The sequence below is a fragment of the Silvimonas terrae genome, assembly GCF_014202765.1.
Lineage (GTDB): Bacteria > Pseudomonadota > Gammaproteobacteria > Burkholderiales > Chitinibacteraceae > Silvimonas > Silvimonas terrae.
On the sequence record NZ_JACHHN010000008.1, the window covers coordinates 18,684 to 37,744 of the forward strand.

At 59.6% G+C, this 19,061-nt stretch carries 16 protein-coding genes; 11 read left to right on the plus strand and 5 right to left on the minus strand.

Annotated elements, in window-relative coordinates; translation table 11 throughout:
* Window positions 1-16 precede the first annotated feature (16 nt).
* Entirely contained in the window at window positions 17-1,231 is a 1,215-nt protein-coding gene (locus tag HNQ50_RS17025) for a BaiN/RdsA family NAD(P)/FAD-dependent oxidoreductase (RefSeq protein ID WP_308419179.1), read from the plus strand.
* A gap of 67 nt (window positions 1,232-1,298) precedes the next feature.
* Here HNQ50_RS17025 and HNQ50_RS17030 read toward each other — a convergent pair whose 3' ends face one another.
* The 3 genes from HNQ50_RS17030 to HNQ50_RS17040 all read right to left on the minus strand — a co-directional run bounded on the left by HNQ50_RS17030 (window position 1,299) and on the right by HNQ50_RS17040 (window position 3,260).
* Entirely contained in the window at window positions 1,299-1,826 is a 528-nt protein-coding gene (locus HNQ50_RS17030) for a cytochrome b (protein ID WP_184102410.1), read from the minus strand.
* Between the two features lie 138 nt (window positions 1,827-1,964).
* Window positions 1,965-2,765: a 4-hydroxy-tetrahydrodipicolinate reductase gene (dapB, locus tag HNQ50_RS17035; protein WP_184102411.1), complete on the minus strand. Its 801-nt coding sequence runs from the start codon at window positions 2,763-2,765 to the stop codon at window positions 1,965-1,967.
* Between the two features lie 30 nt (window positions 2,766-2,795).
* A complete protein-coding gene (locus HNQ50_RS17040; RefSeq protein ID WP_184102412.1) occupies window positions 2,796-3,260 on the minus strand; it encodes an outer membrane protein assembly factor BamE in 465 nt (154 codons plus the stop codon).
* 169 nt (window positions 3,261-3,429) lie between these two features.
* Between HNQ50_RS17040 and fur the strand changes: the two genes are divergently transcribed.
* Genes fur through HNQ50_RS17055 form a run of 3 tightly spaced genes read left to right on the plus strand, consistent with a single transcriptional unit; the run spans window position 3,430 to window position 5,353 of the window.
* Window positions 3,430-3,846: a ferric iron uptake transcriptional regulator gene (fur, locus tag HNQ50_RS17045; RefSeq protein WP_184102413.1), complete on the plus strand. Its 417-nt coding sequence runs from the start codon at window positions 3,430-3,432 to the stop codon at window positions 3,844-3,846.
* Window positions 3,847-3,876: 30 nt separating this feature from the next.
* On the plus strand, window positions 3,877-4,578 hold the full coding sequence (gene aat / locus HNQ50_RS17050) for a leucyl/phenylalanyl-tRNA--protein transferase (protein WP_184102414.1): 702 nt from the start codon (window positions 3,877-3,879) through the stop codon (window positions 4,576-4,578).
* Between the two features lies 1 nt (window position 4,579).
* The gene (locus HNQ50_RS17055; RefSeq protein ID WP_184102415.1) at window positions 4,580-5,353 is read left to right on the plus strand and encodes an arginyltransferase; all 774 of its coding nucleotides are present in this window, start codon (window positions 4,580-4,582) and stop codon (window positions 5,351-5,353) included.
* Between the two features lie 82 nt (window positions 5,354-5,435).
* Here the strand turns inward: HNQ50_RS17055 and HNQ50_RS17060 are convergent, their stop codons facing one another.
* Window positions 5,436-7,463: a M3 family metallopeptidase gene (locus HNQ50_RS17060; protein ID WP_184102416.1), complete on the minus strand. Its 2,028-nt coding sequence runs from the start codon at window positions 7,461-7,463 to the stop codon at window positions 5,436-5,438.
* Window positions 7,464-7,607: 144 nt separating this feature from the next.
* On the opposite strand from HNQ50_RS17060, the gene HNQ50_RS17065 reads away from it, so the two are divergent.
* Window positions 7,608-8,171 carry a gamma carbonic anhydrase family protein gene (locus HNQ50_RS17065; RefSeq protein ID WP_184102417.1) on the plus strand — a complete coding sequence of 188 codons (564 nt, stop codon included), beginning with the start codon at window positions 7,608-7,610 and terminating at the stop codon, window positions 8,169-8,171.
* 97 nt (window positions 8,172-8,268) lie between these two features.
* Here the strand turns inward: HNQ50_RS17065 and HNQ50_RS17070 are convergent, their stop codons facing one another.
* Window positions 8,269-9,111, minus strand: coding sequence for a hypothetical protein (locus tag HNQ50_RS17070; RefSeq protein ID WP_184102418.1), 843 nt, complete (start codon window positions 9,109-9,111; stop codon window positions 8,269-8,271).
* A 775-nt stretch (window positions 9,112-9,886) separates the two neighbouring features.
* Between HNQ50_RS17070 and kdpF the strand changes: the two genes are divergently transcribed.
* The 6 genes from kdpF (at window position 9,887) to kdpE (ending at window position 18,721) form a co-directional block, all read left to right on the plus strand.
* Window positions 9,887-9,979: a K(+)-transporting ATPase subunit F gene (gene kdpF / locus HNQ50_RS17075; protein ID WP_184102419.1), complete on the plus strand. Its 93-nt coding sequence runs from the start codon at window positions 9,887-9,889 to the stop codon at window positions 9,977-9,979.
* Window positions 9,976-11,763, plus strand: coding sequence for a potassium-transporting ATPase subunit KdpA (gene kdpA, locus HNQ50_RS17080; RefSeq protein ID WP_184102420.1), 1,788 nt, complete (start codon window positions 9,976-9,978; stop codon window positions 11,761-11,763). Before kdpF ends, kdpA begins: the two co-directional genes overlap by 4 nt.
* A 196-nt stretch (window positions 11,764-11,959) precedes the next feature.
* The gene (kdpB, locus tag HNQ50_RS17085; protein ID WP_184102421.1) at window positions 11,960-14,074 is read left to right on the plus strand and encodes a potassium-transporting ATPase subunit KdpB; all 2,115 of its coding nucleotides are present in this window, start codon (window positions 11,960-11,962) and stop codon (window positions 14,072-14,074) included.
* Window positions 14,075-14,141: 67 nt separating this feature from the next.
* Entirely contained in the window at window positions 14,142-14,732 is a 591-nt protein-coding gene (kdpC, locus tag HNQ50_RS17090; protein ID WP_281386216.1) for a potassium-transporting ATPase subunit KdpC, read from the plus strand.
* Window positions 14,733-15,377: 645 nt separating this feature from the next.
* Entirely contained in the window at window positions 15,378-18,026 is a 2,649-nt protein-coding gene (locus HNQ50_RS17095) for a DUF4118 domain-containing protein (protein WP_184102422.1), read from the plus strand.
* A complete protein-coding gene (gene kdpE, locus HNQ50_RS17100; protein ID WP_184102423.1) occupies window positions 18,023-18,721 on the plus strand; it encodes a two-component system response regulator KdpE in 699 nt (232 codons plus the stop codon). The genes HNQ50_RS17095 and kdpE overlap by 4 nt, the downstream gene beginning before the upstream one ends.
* The last annotated feature ends 340 nt before the right edge of the window (window positions 18,722-19,061 follow it).

Genomic DNA, 19,061 nt, shown 5'->3' on the forward strand with positions numbered 1-19,061 from the left:
ACGCAAATCCACCCTGTTGGCTAAACCCGGTAAAATCGGGTTTTTCCAGAAAGTGAACCACGCCATGCCGGTATGTGATGTTGTAATCGTAGGCGCCGGTGCGGCGGGCATGATGTGCGCGGCCACTGCCGGCCAGCGCGGCCGCAAGGTGGTGCTGATCGACCATGCCACCAAACTGGCCGAGAAAATCCGTATTTCTGGTGGCGGTCGCTGCAACTTCACCAATCTGGATGCCCGGCCGGAGTGTTATCTGTCTGACAACCCGCATTACGTCAAATCGGCCCTGGCGCGCTATACGCAGCACGACTTCATCAAACTGATGCAAAAACACGGCCTCGGGTTTCATGAGAAAACCCTGGGCCAGTTGTTCTGTGATGATGGCTCGCAAGCCATTATCGACATGCTCAAGGCGGAGGTGGACGCGGGTGGCACCCTCTGGCGCATGGGCACTGCGGTCCTGGCGGTGCGTCAGTGTGAAGGCGGCTTTGAGGTAGAAACAGCGGCAGAGACCTGGCAATGTCAGTCACTGGTGGTGGCCAGCGGCGGTTTATCCATTCCACAAATTGGTGCGACGGCGTGGGGGTATGAACTGGCAAAGCAATTTGGCCTGAGCGTGTTGCCGACCTCGGCCGCGTTGGTGCCGCTGACATTCCAGCCGCAAGACCTGTGGACAGAACTGGCGGGTGTGGCACTCGACGATGTCGAGGTGAGCAGCGGCAAGGGCCGTTTCCGTGAGGCCATCTTGCTCACCCACCGTGGCGTGTCCGGCCCGGCCATTTTGCAGATTTCATCGTACTGGCAACCCGGTCAGCCGATCACCATCAACCTTCTGCCGGATGTCGATGTGGCCGAGTGGCTGGCCAACAGCAGCAGGGAAGCCCACCTTTTGACGGTTCTCTCTGAAAAGCTGCCGCGTAGTTTCGCCCAGGCGTTGATCACGCGCTGGGGGCAGAATCTGCCGCTCAAACAGTACAGCCCCAAGCAATTGGCCAGCCTCACACCCGCATTGCAGCAATGGCAGATGGTGCCTTCCGGAACCGTGGGCTACAAAAAGGCGGAAGTCACACGCGGCGGGGTGGATACGCGCGGGCTGGATTCAAAAACCATGGCGGCCAGGGCGGTGCCTGGCTTGTATTTTATCGGCGAGGTGGTCGACGTGACCGGCTGGCTGGGTGGGTATAACTTCCAGTGGGCGTGGTCGTCGGGTTATGCGGCCGGTAGCGCGGCTTGAGCGGGGCAGCCGTGGCAACAAAAAACGGCGTCGCAAGGACGCCGTTTTTTTTTGGTGACGTACCGGATCAGCGCATGCGCATACGGCTCATCACCCCATCCTTGAGCACAAACTGGTGGAACAGTGCCGCCAGAATATGCAGACCAACAATGTAGTACACGGCGTTGCCGACAAACTCGTGGAAGTCTTTCACCGGCCCGCGCAGGTCCGGGTTGGCCGCAAAGAGATGCGGGAGTGTCGTGCCAAAGAAAGCGACTTCGCGGCCGCCCGCTTGCACAAAGTAGATGCCGGCCAGCGGCAGCGCAAACATCACCACGTACATCAGCAAATACATCAGTTTGGCGGCCGCGGTTTGCCATAGCGGGCCGGGCAATTCACGCGGGGCAGGGCGGGTGACGCGTACCAGCACTCGCACACAGGCCAGCAACACCACCAACACCCCCGCTGTCATGTGGATCATGGTGATGAACGGACGCGACGGGTCGGTTTTGGGGATGAAACCACGGTACTCAATGGCGGCCAGCGCCACCACAAACAGCAGAAACATCAGCCAGTGCAGCAGCACCAGCGAAGGTGCGTAACGGTTTTGTTGCATGAAGCCGTATCCCCATCTATGAAACTCACGGAAACCACCATTCTGGCTGGCGGCACTTAATCAACGCTTAACACAAATCAATTGCGCCCCGGTTTGACGGGGCGCAATTGAGTTTCCTGATGTGGCGTGGCTATGCGATCAACGCAAACCCAGCACATCCTGCATATCAAACAGGCCGTTCTTTTTGTCAGAGAGAAAGCGCGCAGCGCGCAGCGAACCGGCCGAGTAGATCAGCCGGCTGGATGCCTTGTGGCTGACTTCCACCCGTTCTCCCATACCGGCAAAGATCACGGTGTGATCGCCTACCACATCGCCGCCACGCAAAGTGGCAAAGCCGATCGTAGACGGCGCCCGTTCCCCGGTAATGCCTTCGCGGTCATAGACGGCGACATCCTTGAGCTGGCGGCCTTGTGCTTCAGCGACCACTTCGCCCATGCGTAGCGCCGTGCCGGAAGGGGCATCCACCTTCATGCGGTGATGCATTTCCAGAATTTCAATGTCATAGCCGGTCGCCAGCGACCTGGCGGCGACTTCCAGCAGCTTGAACACCAGGTTCACGCCCACGCTCATGTTTTGCGCGTAGACCACCCCGATATCTGTCGCAGCAGCGGTAATGACCGCTTTGTCGGCCTCACTCATCCCCGTGGTGCCAATCACGATGTTCACACCGTGCTTGCGGCACACCGCAAGGTGCGCCAGCGTCCCTTCAGGACGGGTGAAGTCGATCAGTACATCGGCGTTGGCCAGGGTGCTGATGTCATCTGTAATCAGTACGCCGCTCTCCTTGCCCAGGAACGCAGTAGCGTCCAGGCCCAGCGCGGGGCTGCCGGCGCGGTCCAGCGCAACGGCCAGTTGGCAGTCCGTGCTGTCGGCAACGGCTTCGATCAGCATGCGGCCCATGCGGCCGCTGCTGCCGGCAATGGCAATCTTCAAAGACATGTTCGATAGTTCCGTGAGGTCAAACCTGGCTTATTGCGCGACGGCGGCGGCAGAAGCATCCGACGCACGGGCAACCGGCGTGGCAGAGGCCACCGCAGCGGCGGTGGCCGGGTCAGTCAGCGATGGCGCACTGGCATCGTCAGCGCCCAGTTTGATCAGCTTGCTGGCTGGCAGTACATCGCCGGTCCAGCTCTTGAGTTTGTCGCTCTCGAACACCACGTGGAAGGTGTGCTTCTCGCGCAGCGAACCACCCTTGGCATCGGTATAGATATAGTCCCAGCGATCCGCGTGGAACGGGTCGGTCAGCAGCGGGGTGCCCAGTACAAAGCGGACCTGGCTGCGGGTCATGCCTTCTTTCAGTTGGGCGACCTGATCCTGGGTGACTTCATTGCCCTGTGGAATGGCGAGTTTGTACGGGGTAAGAACATTGGCAACGTTGCAGCCGGCCAGTACGGTGGCGGCGGCAAGGGCCAGCAAAAATGATTTGATGTGCATGCGTCTGGGCTGTTTCACAACGTGGATCGGTTGGAGCGTAGGGTGCAAACGCTATATCATAACCTGTTCTTGCGGCTTGCCGCAGCCACGTGGCACAAGTTGTTGGCCAGATCGTGTCTGGGCAAGCCCAAGTGTTGACCAACCATCGACCTGTATGACGGGGTAAGCAATGAGTTCTGCTGCTGATCTGAAAGAAATGGGCCTGAAGGCCACCGGCCCCCGCCTGCGCATCATGAACCTGTTCGAAACCAGCGAACAGCGGCATATGACGGCTGAAGATGTATACCGGTTGTTGTTGTCTGAGAACATCGACATTGGCCTGGCCACCGTATACCGGGTGCTGACCCAGTTTGAGCAAGCCGGCATTCTGGTTCGCCATCACTTCGAAACCGGCAAAGCCGTGTTTGAGATGAATCAGGGCGGCCACCATGATCACCTGGTGTGTATGAAGTGCGGCAAAGTGGAAGAATTCTGCGATCCGGAAATCGAAAAACGCCAGGATGCCATTGCGGCCAAACATGGCTTTGAAATCCAGGATCATGAAATGTATTTGTACGGGTTGTGCGCAAACTGCCGTATCAAGTAACACGCTATCGCCGCGCGACAGGAGGCACGGGTGATTGCATGGCTGGATGACAGCAACCGGTTTCCGCCGCTGCAGCACGCCATGGTCGAACCTAACGGCCTCCTGGCCGCTGGGGGCGATCTGTCTGCCGCCCGACTGCTGGCGGCCTATCACCAGGGGATTTTTCCGTGGTACATGCCGGGCGAGCCCATTTTGTGGTGGAGCCCCAACCCGCGCATGGTGCTGCTGCCGCAGGCGCTGCACGTGCCCGGATCGCTGGAAAAAACCCTGCGCAACAAACCTTATCGTGTGAGCTTTGATCTGGCCTTTGATGAGGTCATGGCCGGTTGCGCCGCACCGCGCCGGGGAGAGGACCTGACCTGGATCAGCCAGGAAATCCGCGACGGTTATGGCCAGTTGCATCAACTGGGCTACGCCCACAGCGCAGAATGCTGGATGGACGGCGAACTGGTCGGTGGCTTGTACGGTGTGGCTATTGGCAATATGTTTTACGGCGAATCCATGTTTGCACGGCGCCCGGATGCCTCCAAACTGGCGTTTGTGCATCTTGTCCGGTATTTGCAGCAACAGGGGTTTGGCATGATCGATTGTCAGATGCATACTGAACATCTGGCTCGATTTGGTGCAAATGAAATTGATCGGGACCAGTTTGCCCGCCAACTGGCGCAACTGGTGACGGCCCCCAGAGCGCCCGAACGCTGGCAATACGATTTCCATAATCCGGGAAGCTGATATGAATCCGCGTGGTCACACGCTACAACTTCAGTTTTACGCGACGACGTCTTACCCCTGCAGCTATTTGCCTGAGCGGATGGCGCGCTCGCAAGTGGCTGTGCCTTCCGAGCTGATCGACGCCCGCACGTACAGCCAATTGGTGTTGCACGGCTTTCGGCGTAGCGGGCAGTTTGTGTATCGGCCGCATTGCGATCACTGCCAGGCCTGTGTGCCGGTGCGTATTCCGGCGGCCGAGTTTGTGGCAGACCGCTCGCAACGGCGTGCGCAAAAACAGCACGGCAATTTGCGCACACGCCTCCTTGGGCTGGAGTACTCCGAGGCGCATTTTCAGCTCTACCAGCGGTATCAGTTAATCCGCCACGCTGGCGGCGGCATGGATCAGGACAACCGTGAGCAGTACGAGAACTTCATTCTCAAGAGCAATGTCGCCAGCTTTCTGGCGGAGTTCCGCGACGATACCGGTGTGCGCATGGTCAGCCTGATCGACCAGTTAGACGATGGTTTGTCATCCGTGTACACGTTTTATGACCCGGATGTCGAAGGCGCCAGCTATGGCGTATTCAACATCCTCTGGCAGGTGGGATTGGCGCGGCAACTGGGCTTGCCGTATCTCTATCTGGGGTACTGGATCGAAGATTGCCGCAAGATGGCCTACAAAACCCGTTATCAGCCCATGGAAGGGCTGGTGAATGGGGAATGGCAGCGCTTGCCGGCTACTCCGCCCAAGGCGGCAGACGATCACCGCCGGATCATTACGCTGCAGCAGAAGTAAAGCTGGCCGCGTTCAGGTAGCCCAGGCAAATAAAAAGCCGGATCCATGATCCGGCTTTTTGCTGTGCGGCGGTCTACTGCGATCAGGCCGCCAGGCCATTGTGGCGCAGCAAGGCATCCGTTTGTGGTGCGCGACCCCGGAAGGCGATGAACGACTCCAGCGCCGGCCGGCTACCGCCACGGGCGAGGATTTCCTTGCGGAACCGTGCCCCGGTTTGCGGATTGAGCACGCCACTTTCTTCAAACGCGGCATACGCATCCGCTGACAATACTTCCGCCCATTTGTAGCTGTAATACCCCGCCGCGTAGCCGCCGGCAAAGATATGGCTGAAGCTATTGGGGAAACGGTGGTAATCCGGCACACGCGGGGCGTCGAACTCTTCCAGCAACTGGAAATACCGTTGCAGTGCGCGCGGGCCGGTGGCATCTACGTGCAATTCCATATCGAACACGCTGAACACAATCTGCCGGATCATGGCCGAGCCTGACATGAAATTACGGGCAGCCAGCATCTTGTCGAACAGCGCGCGCGGCAATGCTTCGCCGGTGTTCACATGGTGGGTCAGTTGCGGCAAGAGCTGCCATTCCCAGCAGAAGTTTTCCATAAACTGGCTAGGCAGTTCGACGGCATCCCACTCCACGCCATTGATGCCGGAGACATCGCGTTCATCCACTTCGGTCAGCAAGTGATGCAGGGCGTGGCCGGTTTCATGGAACAACGTGATCACGTCATCGTGCGGCAGCAGCGCCGGTTTGCCTTCAACACCCTTGGCAAAGTTGCAGATGATCAGCGCGACCGGAGTTTGCACCGTGCCATCCGGCTGCTTGTGGCGACTGCGGACTTCGTTCATCCATGCGCCGCCTTGCTTGCCTTCGCGCGCATACATATCCATGTAAAGGCCGCCGACCAGGCTGCCATCTTTGTTGCGCAGCTCAAAGTACCGCACGTCCGCATGCCAGACCGGGGCCTCGGCTGGCACAAACTGCAGGCCGTAGAGTGTTTCGACCAGATGGAACAGCCCCTGGATGACGGTCGGCTCAGTGAAATACTGTTTTACTTCTTGTTCAGAGAACGCATAACGCGCCTCGCGCAGTTTCTCGGAGACATAGGTCTGATCCCACGGTTCCAGCGTAGTGATACCCAGTTCGTCCTGGGCAAAACGCAGCAACTCGGTGCGATCGGCCTGCATATACGGCTTGGCACGGTGACCCAGATCCCGCAAGAAACCCAGCACTTCGGCCGGGGTATTGGCCATTTTGGTTTCCAGTGACTCCTGGCCAAAGCTGCCAAAGCCCAGCAGTTGCGCACCTTGCTGACGCAGGGCATGAATCCGGTCGATCAGCGGCGAGTTGTTCCAGTCGCTTTTGCCAAACTCGGCCGCGCGCGTGGCGTAGGCATGGTAAAGCTGTTCACGCAGCTTGCGGCTGGTGGCGTATTGCATGACCGGGAAATAACTCGGCATTTTCAGGGTGAGTTTGTAGCCCGTCTTGCCATCCGCTTCTGCCTGGGCGCGTGCGGCCGCCAGATTGTCTTGCGGCAGGCCATCCAGTTCGGTCACATCCTCGATATACAGTGCAAAGTCATCCGTGGCGTCCAGCACGTTTTGCGAGAAACGCGTGGTCAGCTCAGAGAGTTCTTCGGCAATTTCCTTGAAGCGTTGTTTTTCGGCGGCGGGCAATTCCGCGCCAGAAAGACGGAAACCCCGCAATGCATGATCGATCACCACGCGGCGGGCCGGGGCAAACGCGGCGTAAGCCGGGCTAGCTGCAATGGCCTTGTAGTGGGCATACAGCGCTTCGTTCTGGCCCAGCTCGGTAAAGAAATTGGAGATACGCGGAATATTGCTGTTGTACGCCTCACGCAGCTCCGGTGTATTGACCACGCTTTCCAGGTGGCCCACGGTACCCCAGGCGCGGCCGAGATTTTCCAGCACTTCGTCCAGTGGCACGACAAAGCTTTCCCACGTGGGGTTTTGCAGTTTTTCTGCATGGGCCACCGCTGCAGCGGCGCTGGCCAGCAATTCGTCCAGCGCGGGGGAGACGTGTTCCGGGCGAATCTGGGCATAGCGGGGCAGGCCGGAAAAATCGAGCAAAGGATTGGCTTGGGTCATAAGGGACTCGTTTAATATGTCGGACGCCCGGTTGGGCTGGTGTCGCTGGGGTCCGCGTCAGGTATGTTGCCTGGCGAAACCAACTATCATCTCTATCATCTGTCTAGATGCAAGCGCTGTTCACAATTATCAAGCGAGAAATGCATGGCTGTTGAAACTTTTGAAGGGCACTGGCCTGTCGTCCCGGCCACCGCGTGGGTCCACCCTTCCGCGCAGGTGATCGGTGAAACCACGCTGGGGCAGGATGTCTCGATCTGGCCGGGCGCAGTCTTGCGCGGTGATGTGAATTTTATCCGCGTGGGTGACGACAGCAATATCCAGGATTGCAGCGTTTTGCATACTACGCACCGCCGCCCGGAAGACCCCAACGGCGCCCCGCTGGTGATTGGTGAACGGGTCACGGTCGGGCACGGTGTCATGCTGCACGGCTGCACCATCGGCAACGAGTGCCTGATCGGTATGGGCAGCATTGTGCTGGACCGCGTGGTGATTGAGGACCATGTGATGCTGGGTGCGGGCTCACTGGTGCCGCCAGGCAAGGTGCTGAAATCCGGTTTTCTGTACGTGGGCCGCCCGGCCCAGCAGGTGCGCGCGCTCACCCCGGCCGAGATCGCCCACTTTGCGTACTCGGCCCAGCACTATGTGAAGCTGATGAAGAAATACCGGGACCGGGATGCCGCAGCGGCGCGGGATGCGGAACACGGCTGAGGCAAGGTCCTGGCGCTTTGTTCCTGGGTGTTCTCCAAAAAAACAAAAGGGCCAATATGGCCCTTTTGTTTTTCAACTGATCTTTGAATACGTCAGATCAGTTTTTTGGCAGTTGCAGCCACAGGTAAGACGCGTGCGGCACGCTGGCAATGACTTCAAGCGTGCGGACATAGTTGGGCGATGCGGTGCTGCCGGCATTGATCAGATCAATGACTGCCAGACCGGTATAGGTTTGGCCGGCCGGGGCGTTACATGTGGTGCCAACCCCCTGACTGGTCGTGAAGGCCACACGGAAGATGTTTTTGCTGCTGCTGGCGTCGTACTGAGTGATGGAGCCAGTCACGTTACATGTGCCAGAAACATTGCTGGTGCCGGTGAAGCTGCCGCTGCCATTGACAGTGATCTTGTTGAGCGCAGAGCCCCAGGTCCCGATCAGATCGCCCTGCGTGACAGCCAGGCCATTGGCATTGGCATAGGTATCGAAGGTCAGCGCGCTGTTGCTTGGGTCGGTGATCGACGTCTTGGCTACAAACGTGCCGCTATCCGAATAGGCACCGTCCGTGCTGTTGATGATGGATTCACCTGCCGCAGACCAGGATGTGCCAGAGAAACTCAACGTGCCGGTGTAGTAGCTGTTGGCCCCATAAGAGAACGCTTGCAACTGACCATCCGGAGCAACAATGGCAATGCTCTTGACGCTGCTGGTCGGTGAGAGCAAGGACAAGGCCGTGGTCCAGTAACCTTCAATGCCGTTGCCCACTGCTGCGGTAGAGCCGGCTTGCGGGTTCTGTACAGTCGGGATTGGGGTGGGTGTCGGTGTCGGTACTGGGGTTGGTGTCGCGACCGGCGCCGAGGTAGAGGTGCTATCGCCGCCACCGCCGCCACATGCGGCCAGAGCGAGAGAGAGTGCGACAGCGCTAAATGCAAAAACCTGTTTCATAACGAAAATTCCCTGAGGATCGACTGAGTTTTGGTGTTGTGTGGGGGCGAGTATAAGCAGGTCCTGATGAATAAATCCAAGATTGCCGTAAGCAATTATCCAACTCTGTCTGTAAGAAAACGGGTGGAGGGCTTGAGCGGGACATGATGGCTGTCTACGCCAGTGGTATGGCTATATGACCGGAGCCGCTGATGAGCTGTGTGACGGATTTTTAGTATTTAATATATTGATTTTATTTGATTAGTTTTATTTTTCCGTGCGCCGGGGTAGGCCGGAAATCCATTGCCGGAACGCAAGTGGTGTTATGTGTCCAGATAGGTTTCGGCCGCCTGGATACATCACACTATGTCAGTTTGAAACATTTCTACTCTTGTAAGTACTTTGTCGAATAATGAGATAAATATTTGAATTTAATGAAATAATTATGAATGAATGATCTGCCGACAAACGGCAGGGGCTTGTATCTCAATGTGTCAAACAGGCAACACATCCTGTTGCTGCGCTCCCGACTATTCCTGGTCTTTACGCAATTTTTATATCCCGCCCTCCAGGCTTTACCCGCCCTTTATCTCTTCTTTCCCACAATTCACGGTGTCCCAAGGCGCCTCTGAACGCAGTCCGGCAAGACCCGTTCAGAGGCGCCAGAGCCCGCATTGAGCCGGGCATTCCATTACAAGGAGAACGTCATGGACGTCGTGTATCTGCTCTTGATTCTGGCTTGCTGCGCGGCCATTCAGGGGCTGGTGGTTTTCTGCAGGTTTCTGGAGGCACGCAAATGAGCTGGCTGTATGTCATGGCGGCAGCCGTATTCGTGCTGCTGCTGGTGTATCTGGTCTATGCGCTGTTTAACGCGGAGGACGTGGCATGAACTCGTCCATCGTGTTCCAGACCGTCATGTATCTGGTGGTGCTGTTTGTGCTGGCCTGGCCGTTGAGCCGCTTGCTGGCTACGGCGCTGGATGGTTCGCTCTCCAGTCGCTTTGCTTTTCTGGGGCGGTCTGAACGGGCGCTGTGCAGGCTCATGGGCATTAACGCCGATGAAGACATGCCCTGGTGGCGGTATGCGCTGGCGCTGCTGGTGTTCCATCTGATTGGTGCGGTGTTTGTATACGCGCAGCAACGTCTGCAAGGCAGCCTGCCGTTCAACCCGGCCAATATGGGCGCGGTCAGCCCGGATTCGTCGTTCAACACCTCGATTTCCTTCCTGACCAATACCAACTGGCAGGGTTATTCCGGCGAATCGACCATGAGTTATTTCACGCAGATGCTGTCGCTGGCTGCGCATAACTTCATGTCGGCGGCAACCGGTCTGGCGGTGGCCGTGGCGCTGATCCGGGGTTTTGTACGGCGTAAAGCTGCGGGCGTGGGTAATGCCTGGCTGGATATCTACCGTTCTACCGTGTACATCCTGCTGCCGCTGTCATTGGTGGTGGCGGTGTTCCTGGTGGGGCAGGGCGTGATCCAGAACTTTGCTGGCTACAAGGACGTAAAGCTCTCCGAAACCGTCACCTATCAAGTGCCGAAAACCGGTGCGGATGGTCAGCCCGTCAAAGACGCCAAGGGCAATCCGGTGCTGGTCGATACCAAAACCGCCATCCAGACTTTGCCGATGGGCCCGGTGGCCTCGCAAGAAGCCATCAAGATGCTGGGTACCAATGGGGGAGGCTTCTTCAATGCCAACTCAGCCCATCCGTTTGAGAACCCCACGCCACTCTCCAATTTTGTGCAGATGCTCAGCATCTTTTTGATCCCGGCGGCGCTGGTGTTCATGTTTGGCCGCTGGGTGGGGGATGCCCGGCAGGGGCTGACCGTGCTGGGTGCCATGACCTTGCTGTTTGTGACCATGGTCGGGGTGGAGTACTGGGCGGAAATCCACGCCAACCCGATCCTGACCCACCTGGGCATGTCGGGCTTGCCAGGCAATATGGAAGGCAAGGAAACCCGCTTTGGCATTGTGGCCTCCAGCCTCTTTACCGTGATTACCACGGCGGCATCGTGCGGGGCGGTGAACACCATGCATGACTCGCTGATGCCGCTGGGTGGTCTGGTGCCGATGTGGCTGATCAAGCTGGGTGAGGTGGTGTTTGGCGGCGTCGGTGCGGGTCTGTATGGCATGTTGATTTACGCCATCCTGGCCGTGTTCCTGTCGGGCCTGATGATTGGCCGTACACCGGAATACCTGGGCAAGAAAATCGAAGCGTTCGAGATGAAGATGGTGGCCATTGCCATTCTGGCGACGCCGTGCCTGATTCTGGGCGGCACCGCGCTCTCTGTGATGCTGGATGTGGGCAAGGCCGGTATGGCCAACCCCGGCGCGCACGGTTTTTCTGAGGTGTTGTATGCGTTTGCCTCGTCCGCCAATAACAACGGTTCGGCCTTTGCCGGTTTGTCTGCCAACACGCCGTTCTACAACGTGATGCTGGGCATTGCCATGTGGTTTGGCCGCTTCACCGTGATCATTCCGGTACTGGCCATTGCCGGCAAGCTGGCCGCCAAGCCGCGCCTGGCGCAGACCTCCGGCACCTTGCCCACGCACGGTCCGCTGTTTGTGATGTTGCTGGTGGGTACGGTGGTGATTGTCGGTGCGCTGACGTATATCCCGGCGCTGGCCCTGGGGCCGGTGATTGAACACCTGCAATTATTTGGCCGGTAAGCCGGCTTCGTGGGGTGGATTTGTGCAGCAATCCACCTTCGCCATGGTGGATTGTCGCTAGCCCCGCTGCAACCGCTAGCAGTGGATTTCGGCTGCTTTGTGGGGGTACCCACCAAGGGGCAGCCCCGAATCCACCCTATGAGAGAGATGTGGTGAAGCAGTGGACATGCCTCTGTTTCACCTCTGGAGAATCAAGATGAGTAAAGCTGGATTGTCATTATTCGATACCAGGCTCGCCATACCGGCGATCTTTGAATCGTTCCGCAAGCTGTCGCCGGTGGTGCAATGGCGCAACCCGGTGATGTTTGTGGTGTGGGTAGGCAGCGTGGTGACCACGGTGCTTGGTGTCCATGCCCTGGGTGGTCACGGTGAGGCCCCGGCCGCGTTTATCCTGGCGGTGGCCGCGTGGTTATGGTTTACCGTGCTGTTCGCCAATTTTGCCGAGGCACTGGCCGAAGGCCGCGGCAAGGCGCAAGCCGATGCCCTGCGTGCCACCCGCAAAAATGGCGTGGCCAAAAAACTGGCGAGCGCCGCACGCAATGCCAAAGTGCAAGTGTTGGACTCCAACTCGCTGCGCAAGGATGACTACGTGCTGATCGAGGCCGGCGACATCGTCCCGGCCGATGGCGAAGTGCTGGAAGGTGTGGCGTCGGTGGATGAATCGGCCATTACCGGTGAATCTGCGCCAGTCATCCGTGAGTCGGGCGGGGATTTCTCTGCCGTCACTGGTGGCACCCGCGTATTGTCAGACTGGCTGGTGGTGCGGGTCACGGCCAACCCGGGCGAGGCATTTCTGGATCGCATGATCGCCATGGTAGAAGGCGCCAAGCGCAAAAAGACGCCGAACGAAGTCGCGCTGACCATTCTGCTGGTCTCGCTCACGCTGACGTTCCTGGTGGTGTGCGCTTCGCTGTTGCCGTTCTCCATTTACAGCGTGGGCGCGGCGGGCGCCGGATCGCCAGTCAGCATTACGGTGTTGATTGCGCTGCTGGTGTGTCTGATCCCGACCACCATCGGCGGTTTGCTCTCCGCCATCGGCGTCGCGGGCATGAGCCGCATGATGCAGGCCAATGTCATCGCTACCTCTGGCCGCGCGGTCGAAGCTGCGGGGGATGTTGATGTGCTGCTGCTGGACAAAACCGGCACCATCACGCTGGGTAACCGGCAGGCTTCGGCGTTTATTCCGGCACCGGGCGTGACGGAGCAGGAACTGGCGGATGTCGCGCAACTGGCTTCCTTGGCAGACGAAACGCCGGAAGGCCGTTCCATCGTCGTGCTGGCCAAGGAACGCTTCAACCTGCGTGGCCGGGAATTGAAAGACGCACTGTTCATCCCGTTTACCGCGCAAACCCGCATGTCTGGTGTTGACCTTGGCGTGCAGGCTGCGCACAAAGCACATGAGGGTGATATCGCTGTGGCTGCGCCTGCTACCCGGCAAATCCGCAAGGGCTCGGCCGATGCCATCCGCAAACATATGCAAACGGTGGGCGGGGACTTCCCCAAAGCCGTAGGTGATGCGGTGGACGATGTGGCCCGCCGTGGCGCCACCCCGCTGGTGGTGGCCGACGGGACGAAGGTGCTGGGCGTGGTGGAACTCAAAGATATCGTGAAGGGCGGCATCAAGGAGCGCTTTGCCGAACTGCGCCAGATGGGCATCAAAACCGTCATGATCACGGGCGATAACCGCCTGACCGCTGCGGCCATTGCCGCAGAAGCCGGTGTGGATGATTTCCTGGCCGAAGCACGCCCGGAAGACAAACTGGCTTTGATCCGGGAGCACCAGGCGGCTGGCCGGCTTGTGGCCATGACGGGTGACGGCACCAACGATGCGCCAGCGCTGGCCCAGGCCGACGTGGCCGTCGCCATGAACTCCGGCACACAGGCCGCCAAAGAGGCCGGCAATATGGTCGACCTGGACAGTAACCCGACCAAGCTGATCGAGATTGTGGAGATCGGCAAGCAGATGCTGATGACGCGCGGTTCCCTGACTACGTTCAGTGTGGCCAATGACGTTGCCAAGTATTTCGCCATCATCCCGGCCGCCTTTGCCGTGACCTACCCGCAATTGAAAGCGCTGGATGTGATGCATCTGAACAGCCCGGCCTCCGCCATTATGTCGGCGGTGATTTTCAACGCACTGATTATCGTCGCGCTGATTCCGCTGGCGCTCAAAGGCGTGAAATACCGGGCGCTGGGCGCGGGGCCGCTGTTGCGGCGCAATCTGCTGGTCTACGGCCTGGGCGGCATTCTGGTGCCGTTTGCCGGGATCAAGCTGATCGACATGCTGCTGGGTGCCGCCGGCTGGGTTTAAGCCCTTTTCAGAACACTCAGAACACGGCAGGCCAGGTGTTCAACCTGGCTTGCAAGGAGAAAACATCATGAATACCTTGAAGAACCCCGGCCTGATTCGCCCCGCACTGTCCTTGTTTGTGTTGCTGACGGTGGTGACCGGCCTGGCTTACCCGTTGGCGGTGACTGGCATTGGCAAGGCACTGTTCCCCAAAGAGGCCGCAGGCAGCCTGATCGAACAGCACGGCCAGACGGTGGCCTCCGGCTTGATTGGCCAGAGTTTCAGTGGCCCGACTTACTTCTGGAGCCGCCCCTCTGCCACCAGCCCTCAGCCGGATAACGCGCTGGCCTCTGGCGGCAGCAATCTGGGCCCGACCAATCCGGCCCTCAAAGATGCCGTTAAAGGGCGGATTGACCTGATCCGCGCAGCCCACCCGGACCAAACCGGCCCGGTGCCGGCTGATCTGGTGACCACCTCGGCCAGCGGGCTGGATCCGCATATCTCGCCAGCGGCGGCGGCGTATCAGATTCATCGCGTGGCGAAAGCGCGCGGATTGAGCGATGAGCAGGTCCGCTTGCTGGTTGGCGCCAATACGGATGGCCCGCAGTGGGGGCTGTTTGGGGAGCCGGTGGTGAATGTGGTGAAGTTGAATCTGGCGCTGGATGAGGTGAAGAAGTGATTTCTTTGGGGGGGAGGGGCCAGGTGGTATTTGAACGTGAGCCCTTCCTTGCCCACTGACTCGCCATTCCCGCGAAGGCGGGAATCCAGTAGGGCCACCGCAAGTGGCCTTTGCAGGCCGGAATGCGAGGGTTCGTAGGGTGGATTCAGAGCGTTAGCGACAATCCGCCGATGCTGTGCGTGTTAGCGCCTTGCGGTGCGGTTGTTTTTGATACCGGCGGTGGCCGGAGCACGTTACTTTCTTTGGGGCCGCCGAGGTGCTTCGCCACCTCGGCGGCCCCAAAGAAAGTAACCAAAGAAAGGCGACCCCTGCGACAGCGCCCTACGGGTTCCCTGCGCTTCTCGCAAGGCGCGCCTTGCTGCGATGCTCGGCGCTGCCGGAGGGGAGACAAGTCAAATGCAACACCAACGGCAACAGCAAAAACAACAGCACCACGCATCCCACTGACTCGTCATTCCGGCCTTGAGCCGGAATCCAGTTCCAAACACCTGCGCCGCAGGCGCTAACAGGGTTTAAAAACCGTGAGGTAGATTCAGCGTTACCCCGTGGGGTCAGCAACAATCCCCCTCCGCCGTCCACAAGTCTTGCGCGCAGCATCCCATCCGGCATATATAAACCCCGCCGCACAGGCGCTACCATACTCCAATGACCGACACCCGCCCCGATCCCGACCAGTTACTGGCTGAACTCAAAGCCGATGAAGCCGATGCCCACCGGGGCCGGCTGAAGGTGTTCTTTGGCGCCAATGCCGGCGTTGGCAAAACCTGGGCCATGCTGGCGCAGGCGCATACCCGCCAGCGTGATGGCGTGGATGTGCTGGTCGGCCTCGTGGAAACACATTCGCGCGAGGAGACCGCCGCCATGCTGGGCGGCCTGACGGTGCTGCCGCGCAAAGAAATCCACTACCGTGACAAAGCGCTGGCCGAGTTTGATCTGGATGCCGCACTGGCGCGCAAGCCGCAGTTGATCCTGGTGGATGAACTGGCGCACAGCAACGTGGCCGGCAGCCGCCACCCCAAGCGCTGGCAGGATATTGAAGAACTGCTGGCCGCTGGCATTGACGTCTACACCACCGTCAATGTGCAGCATCTGGAAAGCCTGAACGATGTGGTGGGCGGCATTACCGGCGTGCGCGTGCGCGAGACAGTGCCGGACCACGTGTTTGATTCGGCCGATGACATTACCCTGGTCGATTTGCCGCCAGACGAACTCCTCAAACGCCTGCAAGAGGGCAAGGTCTATTTGCCCGGCAATATCGCGCGCGCCAAAGAGTCGTTTTTCCGCAAAGGCAATTTGATTGCCCTGCGGGAACTGGCCATGCGCCGGGCGGCAGAGCGGGTGGATGCCGAACTGCGGCGTGACCAGCCCGCAGGGAGCAAGCCGGGCGAAACCTTGCTGGCCGCCATTGCGCCCGGCCCGGCGGGCGAAACGCTGGTACGCCATACGGCACGTCTGGCGGGGCGGCTGAAGGTGGACTGGCGGGCGGTGACGGTGGAAACCCCGGCGCTGTTGCGCAGCAAATACAAGCTCGCCAGCGCCCGGCGCAATCTGGAGCTGGCAGAAAGCCTGGGTGCGCGCACGGCTTTGTTGCCGGGTCCACATGTGGCACAGGTGTTGGCGGAGTACGCGCTCGATCACGATCTGGGTACGGTCGTTATTGGCAAGCCGCCGCGCCGTTTCAACATCGTGGAAAGCCAGGCGGCCCGCGTGGCGCGGCTGGCACCCAGCCTGACCGTGCAGATTGTGGGGGTCTCTGCCGCCCCGGCAGAACGGCTGGATCCCTGGGCGATGATTGGCCAACGCTGGCAGGGCGCGGTGTGGGCGCTGCTGGGGTGTGGCATGACCACCATTCTGGCGGCACGGCTGACCCAGATTTTCGATCTTGCCAACGTCATTATGCTGTATCTGCTGTCGGTCTTGCTGGTGTCGGTGCGCTTTGGTCGGGTGGCGGGGGCTTTGTCTTCGCTGTTATCGGTGGCGGCGTTCGATTTTTTCTTTGTGCCGCCGCGTATGTCGTTTACGGTGGCCGACACCCAATATTTGCTGACCTTCGGCATCATGTTGACGGTGGCATTAACGCTCAGCCAGCTCTCTGCCCGTTTGCGTTTTCAGGCGCAGATTGCCTCACGCCGGGAACGGCGGACGGCGGCGCTGTACGAACTCTCAGAAGCGCTGTCTGGTGCGCTGATGAAAGAACAGGTCGTTGAAATCGCCCTGGCGCAGCTGGCGCCGCGTTTCAAAACAGACCTCGGTCTGGCACTGCCTGATCTGGGTGAACATCTGCATCAGGAAGGAGGCATGGCGCTGGATCTGGCCGTGGCCGACTGGGTTTATCGGCATGGCGAAGAAGCCGGGCAGGGCACCGGCACGCTCGCGGCGGCGCATGCATTTTATCTGCCGCTGACCGCGCCAATGCGCGTGCGCGGTGTACTGGCACTGGTGCCCAAGGGCGATTGGCTGGCCGATCGGGAAGAAAAACGTTTCCTGCAAACCTGCGCGGCGCAGATTGGTCTGGCGCTGGAGCGCGTGCACTTTGTGGAGGTGGCCCAGAACGCGCTGGTCTCCATGGAAGGAGAGCGTCTGCGCAATCATTTGCTCTCTGCGATCTCTCACGATTTGCGCACGCCGATTACCGTTTTGCTGGGCCTGGCGAGCACGCTCTCCGAAAGCCCCTATGCTGCGCCACCGGCGCGGGAGATCGCCCAGCAACTGGTGGGTGAAATCCGCCGCATGAATGATCTGGTGAACAACCTGCTGGACATGGCGCGTCTGCAAGCGGGCGAAGTACGTCTGCGCCGGGATTGGCAGGCGGTGGAAGAAGTGGTGGGGAGCAGTCTGCGTGCGCTGGAGTTGCGGCTTGCGCGTCATCCAGTGGAACTGGATATTCCGGCTGATCTGCCACTGGTGGAATTCGATGCCGTATTGATGGAGCGCGTGCTGGTCAACCTGATCGACAACGCCATCAAATACACGCCTGCCGGTACACCGGTGATCATCGCCGCGCGCGCCTTGCCGCAGACCTTGCAGATGACGGTGGCCGATACCGGCCCGGGTATCCCGCCGGGGCAGGAAGAAACCATATTCAACAAATTCACTCGTGGCCAGAATGAATCGGCCACCACGGGGGTCGGGCTGGGCCTGGCGCTGTGTCGCGCCATTGTGACCGCGCACGGTGGTACGATCACTGCCGGCAACCGTCCAGAAGGGGGCGCGCTGTTTACCGTGACGCTGCCGCGCCATACACCGCCCGCCATGCCTGAGCCTGAACACCTTTTACCCGATATTGCGCCATGAACGCCCAGAAACCTGTCCTGGTCATCATTGAAGATGAACCGCAAATTGCCCGCTTTGTGAGCATGACCGCAGAAAGCGCCGGCATGCAGACCTGGCACGCCACCACGGCACGGCAAGGCTTGGTGGAAGCTGGCACCCGTCAGCCCGATTTGCTGATCCTGGATCTGGGCCTGCCTGATGGGGATGGTCTGGATTTGATCCGGGAAATCCGCGCTTTCAGTGAAGTGCCCATTCTGGTGTTGTCGGCCCGCAGCCAGGAAACCGACAAGGTGGCCGCGCTGGATGCGGGGGCTGATGACTATTTGACCAAGCCCTTTGGCGTGAACGAACTTTTGGCCCGCCTGCGCGTGCTGTTGCGCCGCCACGCCAAAGATAGTCCGGGTGACGGGCAGGTGACATTGGGTGATGTTGAGATCAACCTCGTCGCCCGTACCGTGAGTAAAGCTGGCGACGCCGTCCACTTGACGCCAATTGAATACCGATTGCTGGCCACCATGATTCGGCATGCCGGCAAAGTGATTACCCACCGTCAGCTATTGCTGGAAGTGTGGGGGCCGGCCTACGTGGAGCACAGTCATTACCTGCGGATTTACATGGGGCATTTGCGGCAGAAGCTGGAAGATGAACCGGCACAGCCGAGGCATTTGTTGACGGAGTCAGGCGTGGGGTATCGCTTGTTGTTGCAGCACAATTGATGGCGGTTCACCTTGCCGCGTCGTAGCCCGGATGGAGCCGCCAGGCGGGAATCCGGGGTGGCAATATTTGCGGGAACGGTTTTGCGGTGCAGGAGGGATGAGCGCCATGGCGGGGCATCGATTTTGCGAGTGGCGCAATCCCGGATTCCCGCCTCCGGCTTCATCCGGGCTACGGTGTCGGCTTGCCATTCGTGGCTTCGCCGCCCCTTTGCTGGCAAGCCTCTCTAGCGGCCGGCCGCCTCTCACGTCACCAGTGTTGTAGCCCGGATGGAGCCGCCAGGCGGGAATCCGGGGTGGCGATATTTGCGGGAACGGTTTTGCGGTGCAGGAGGGATGAGCG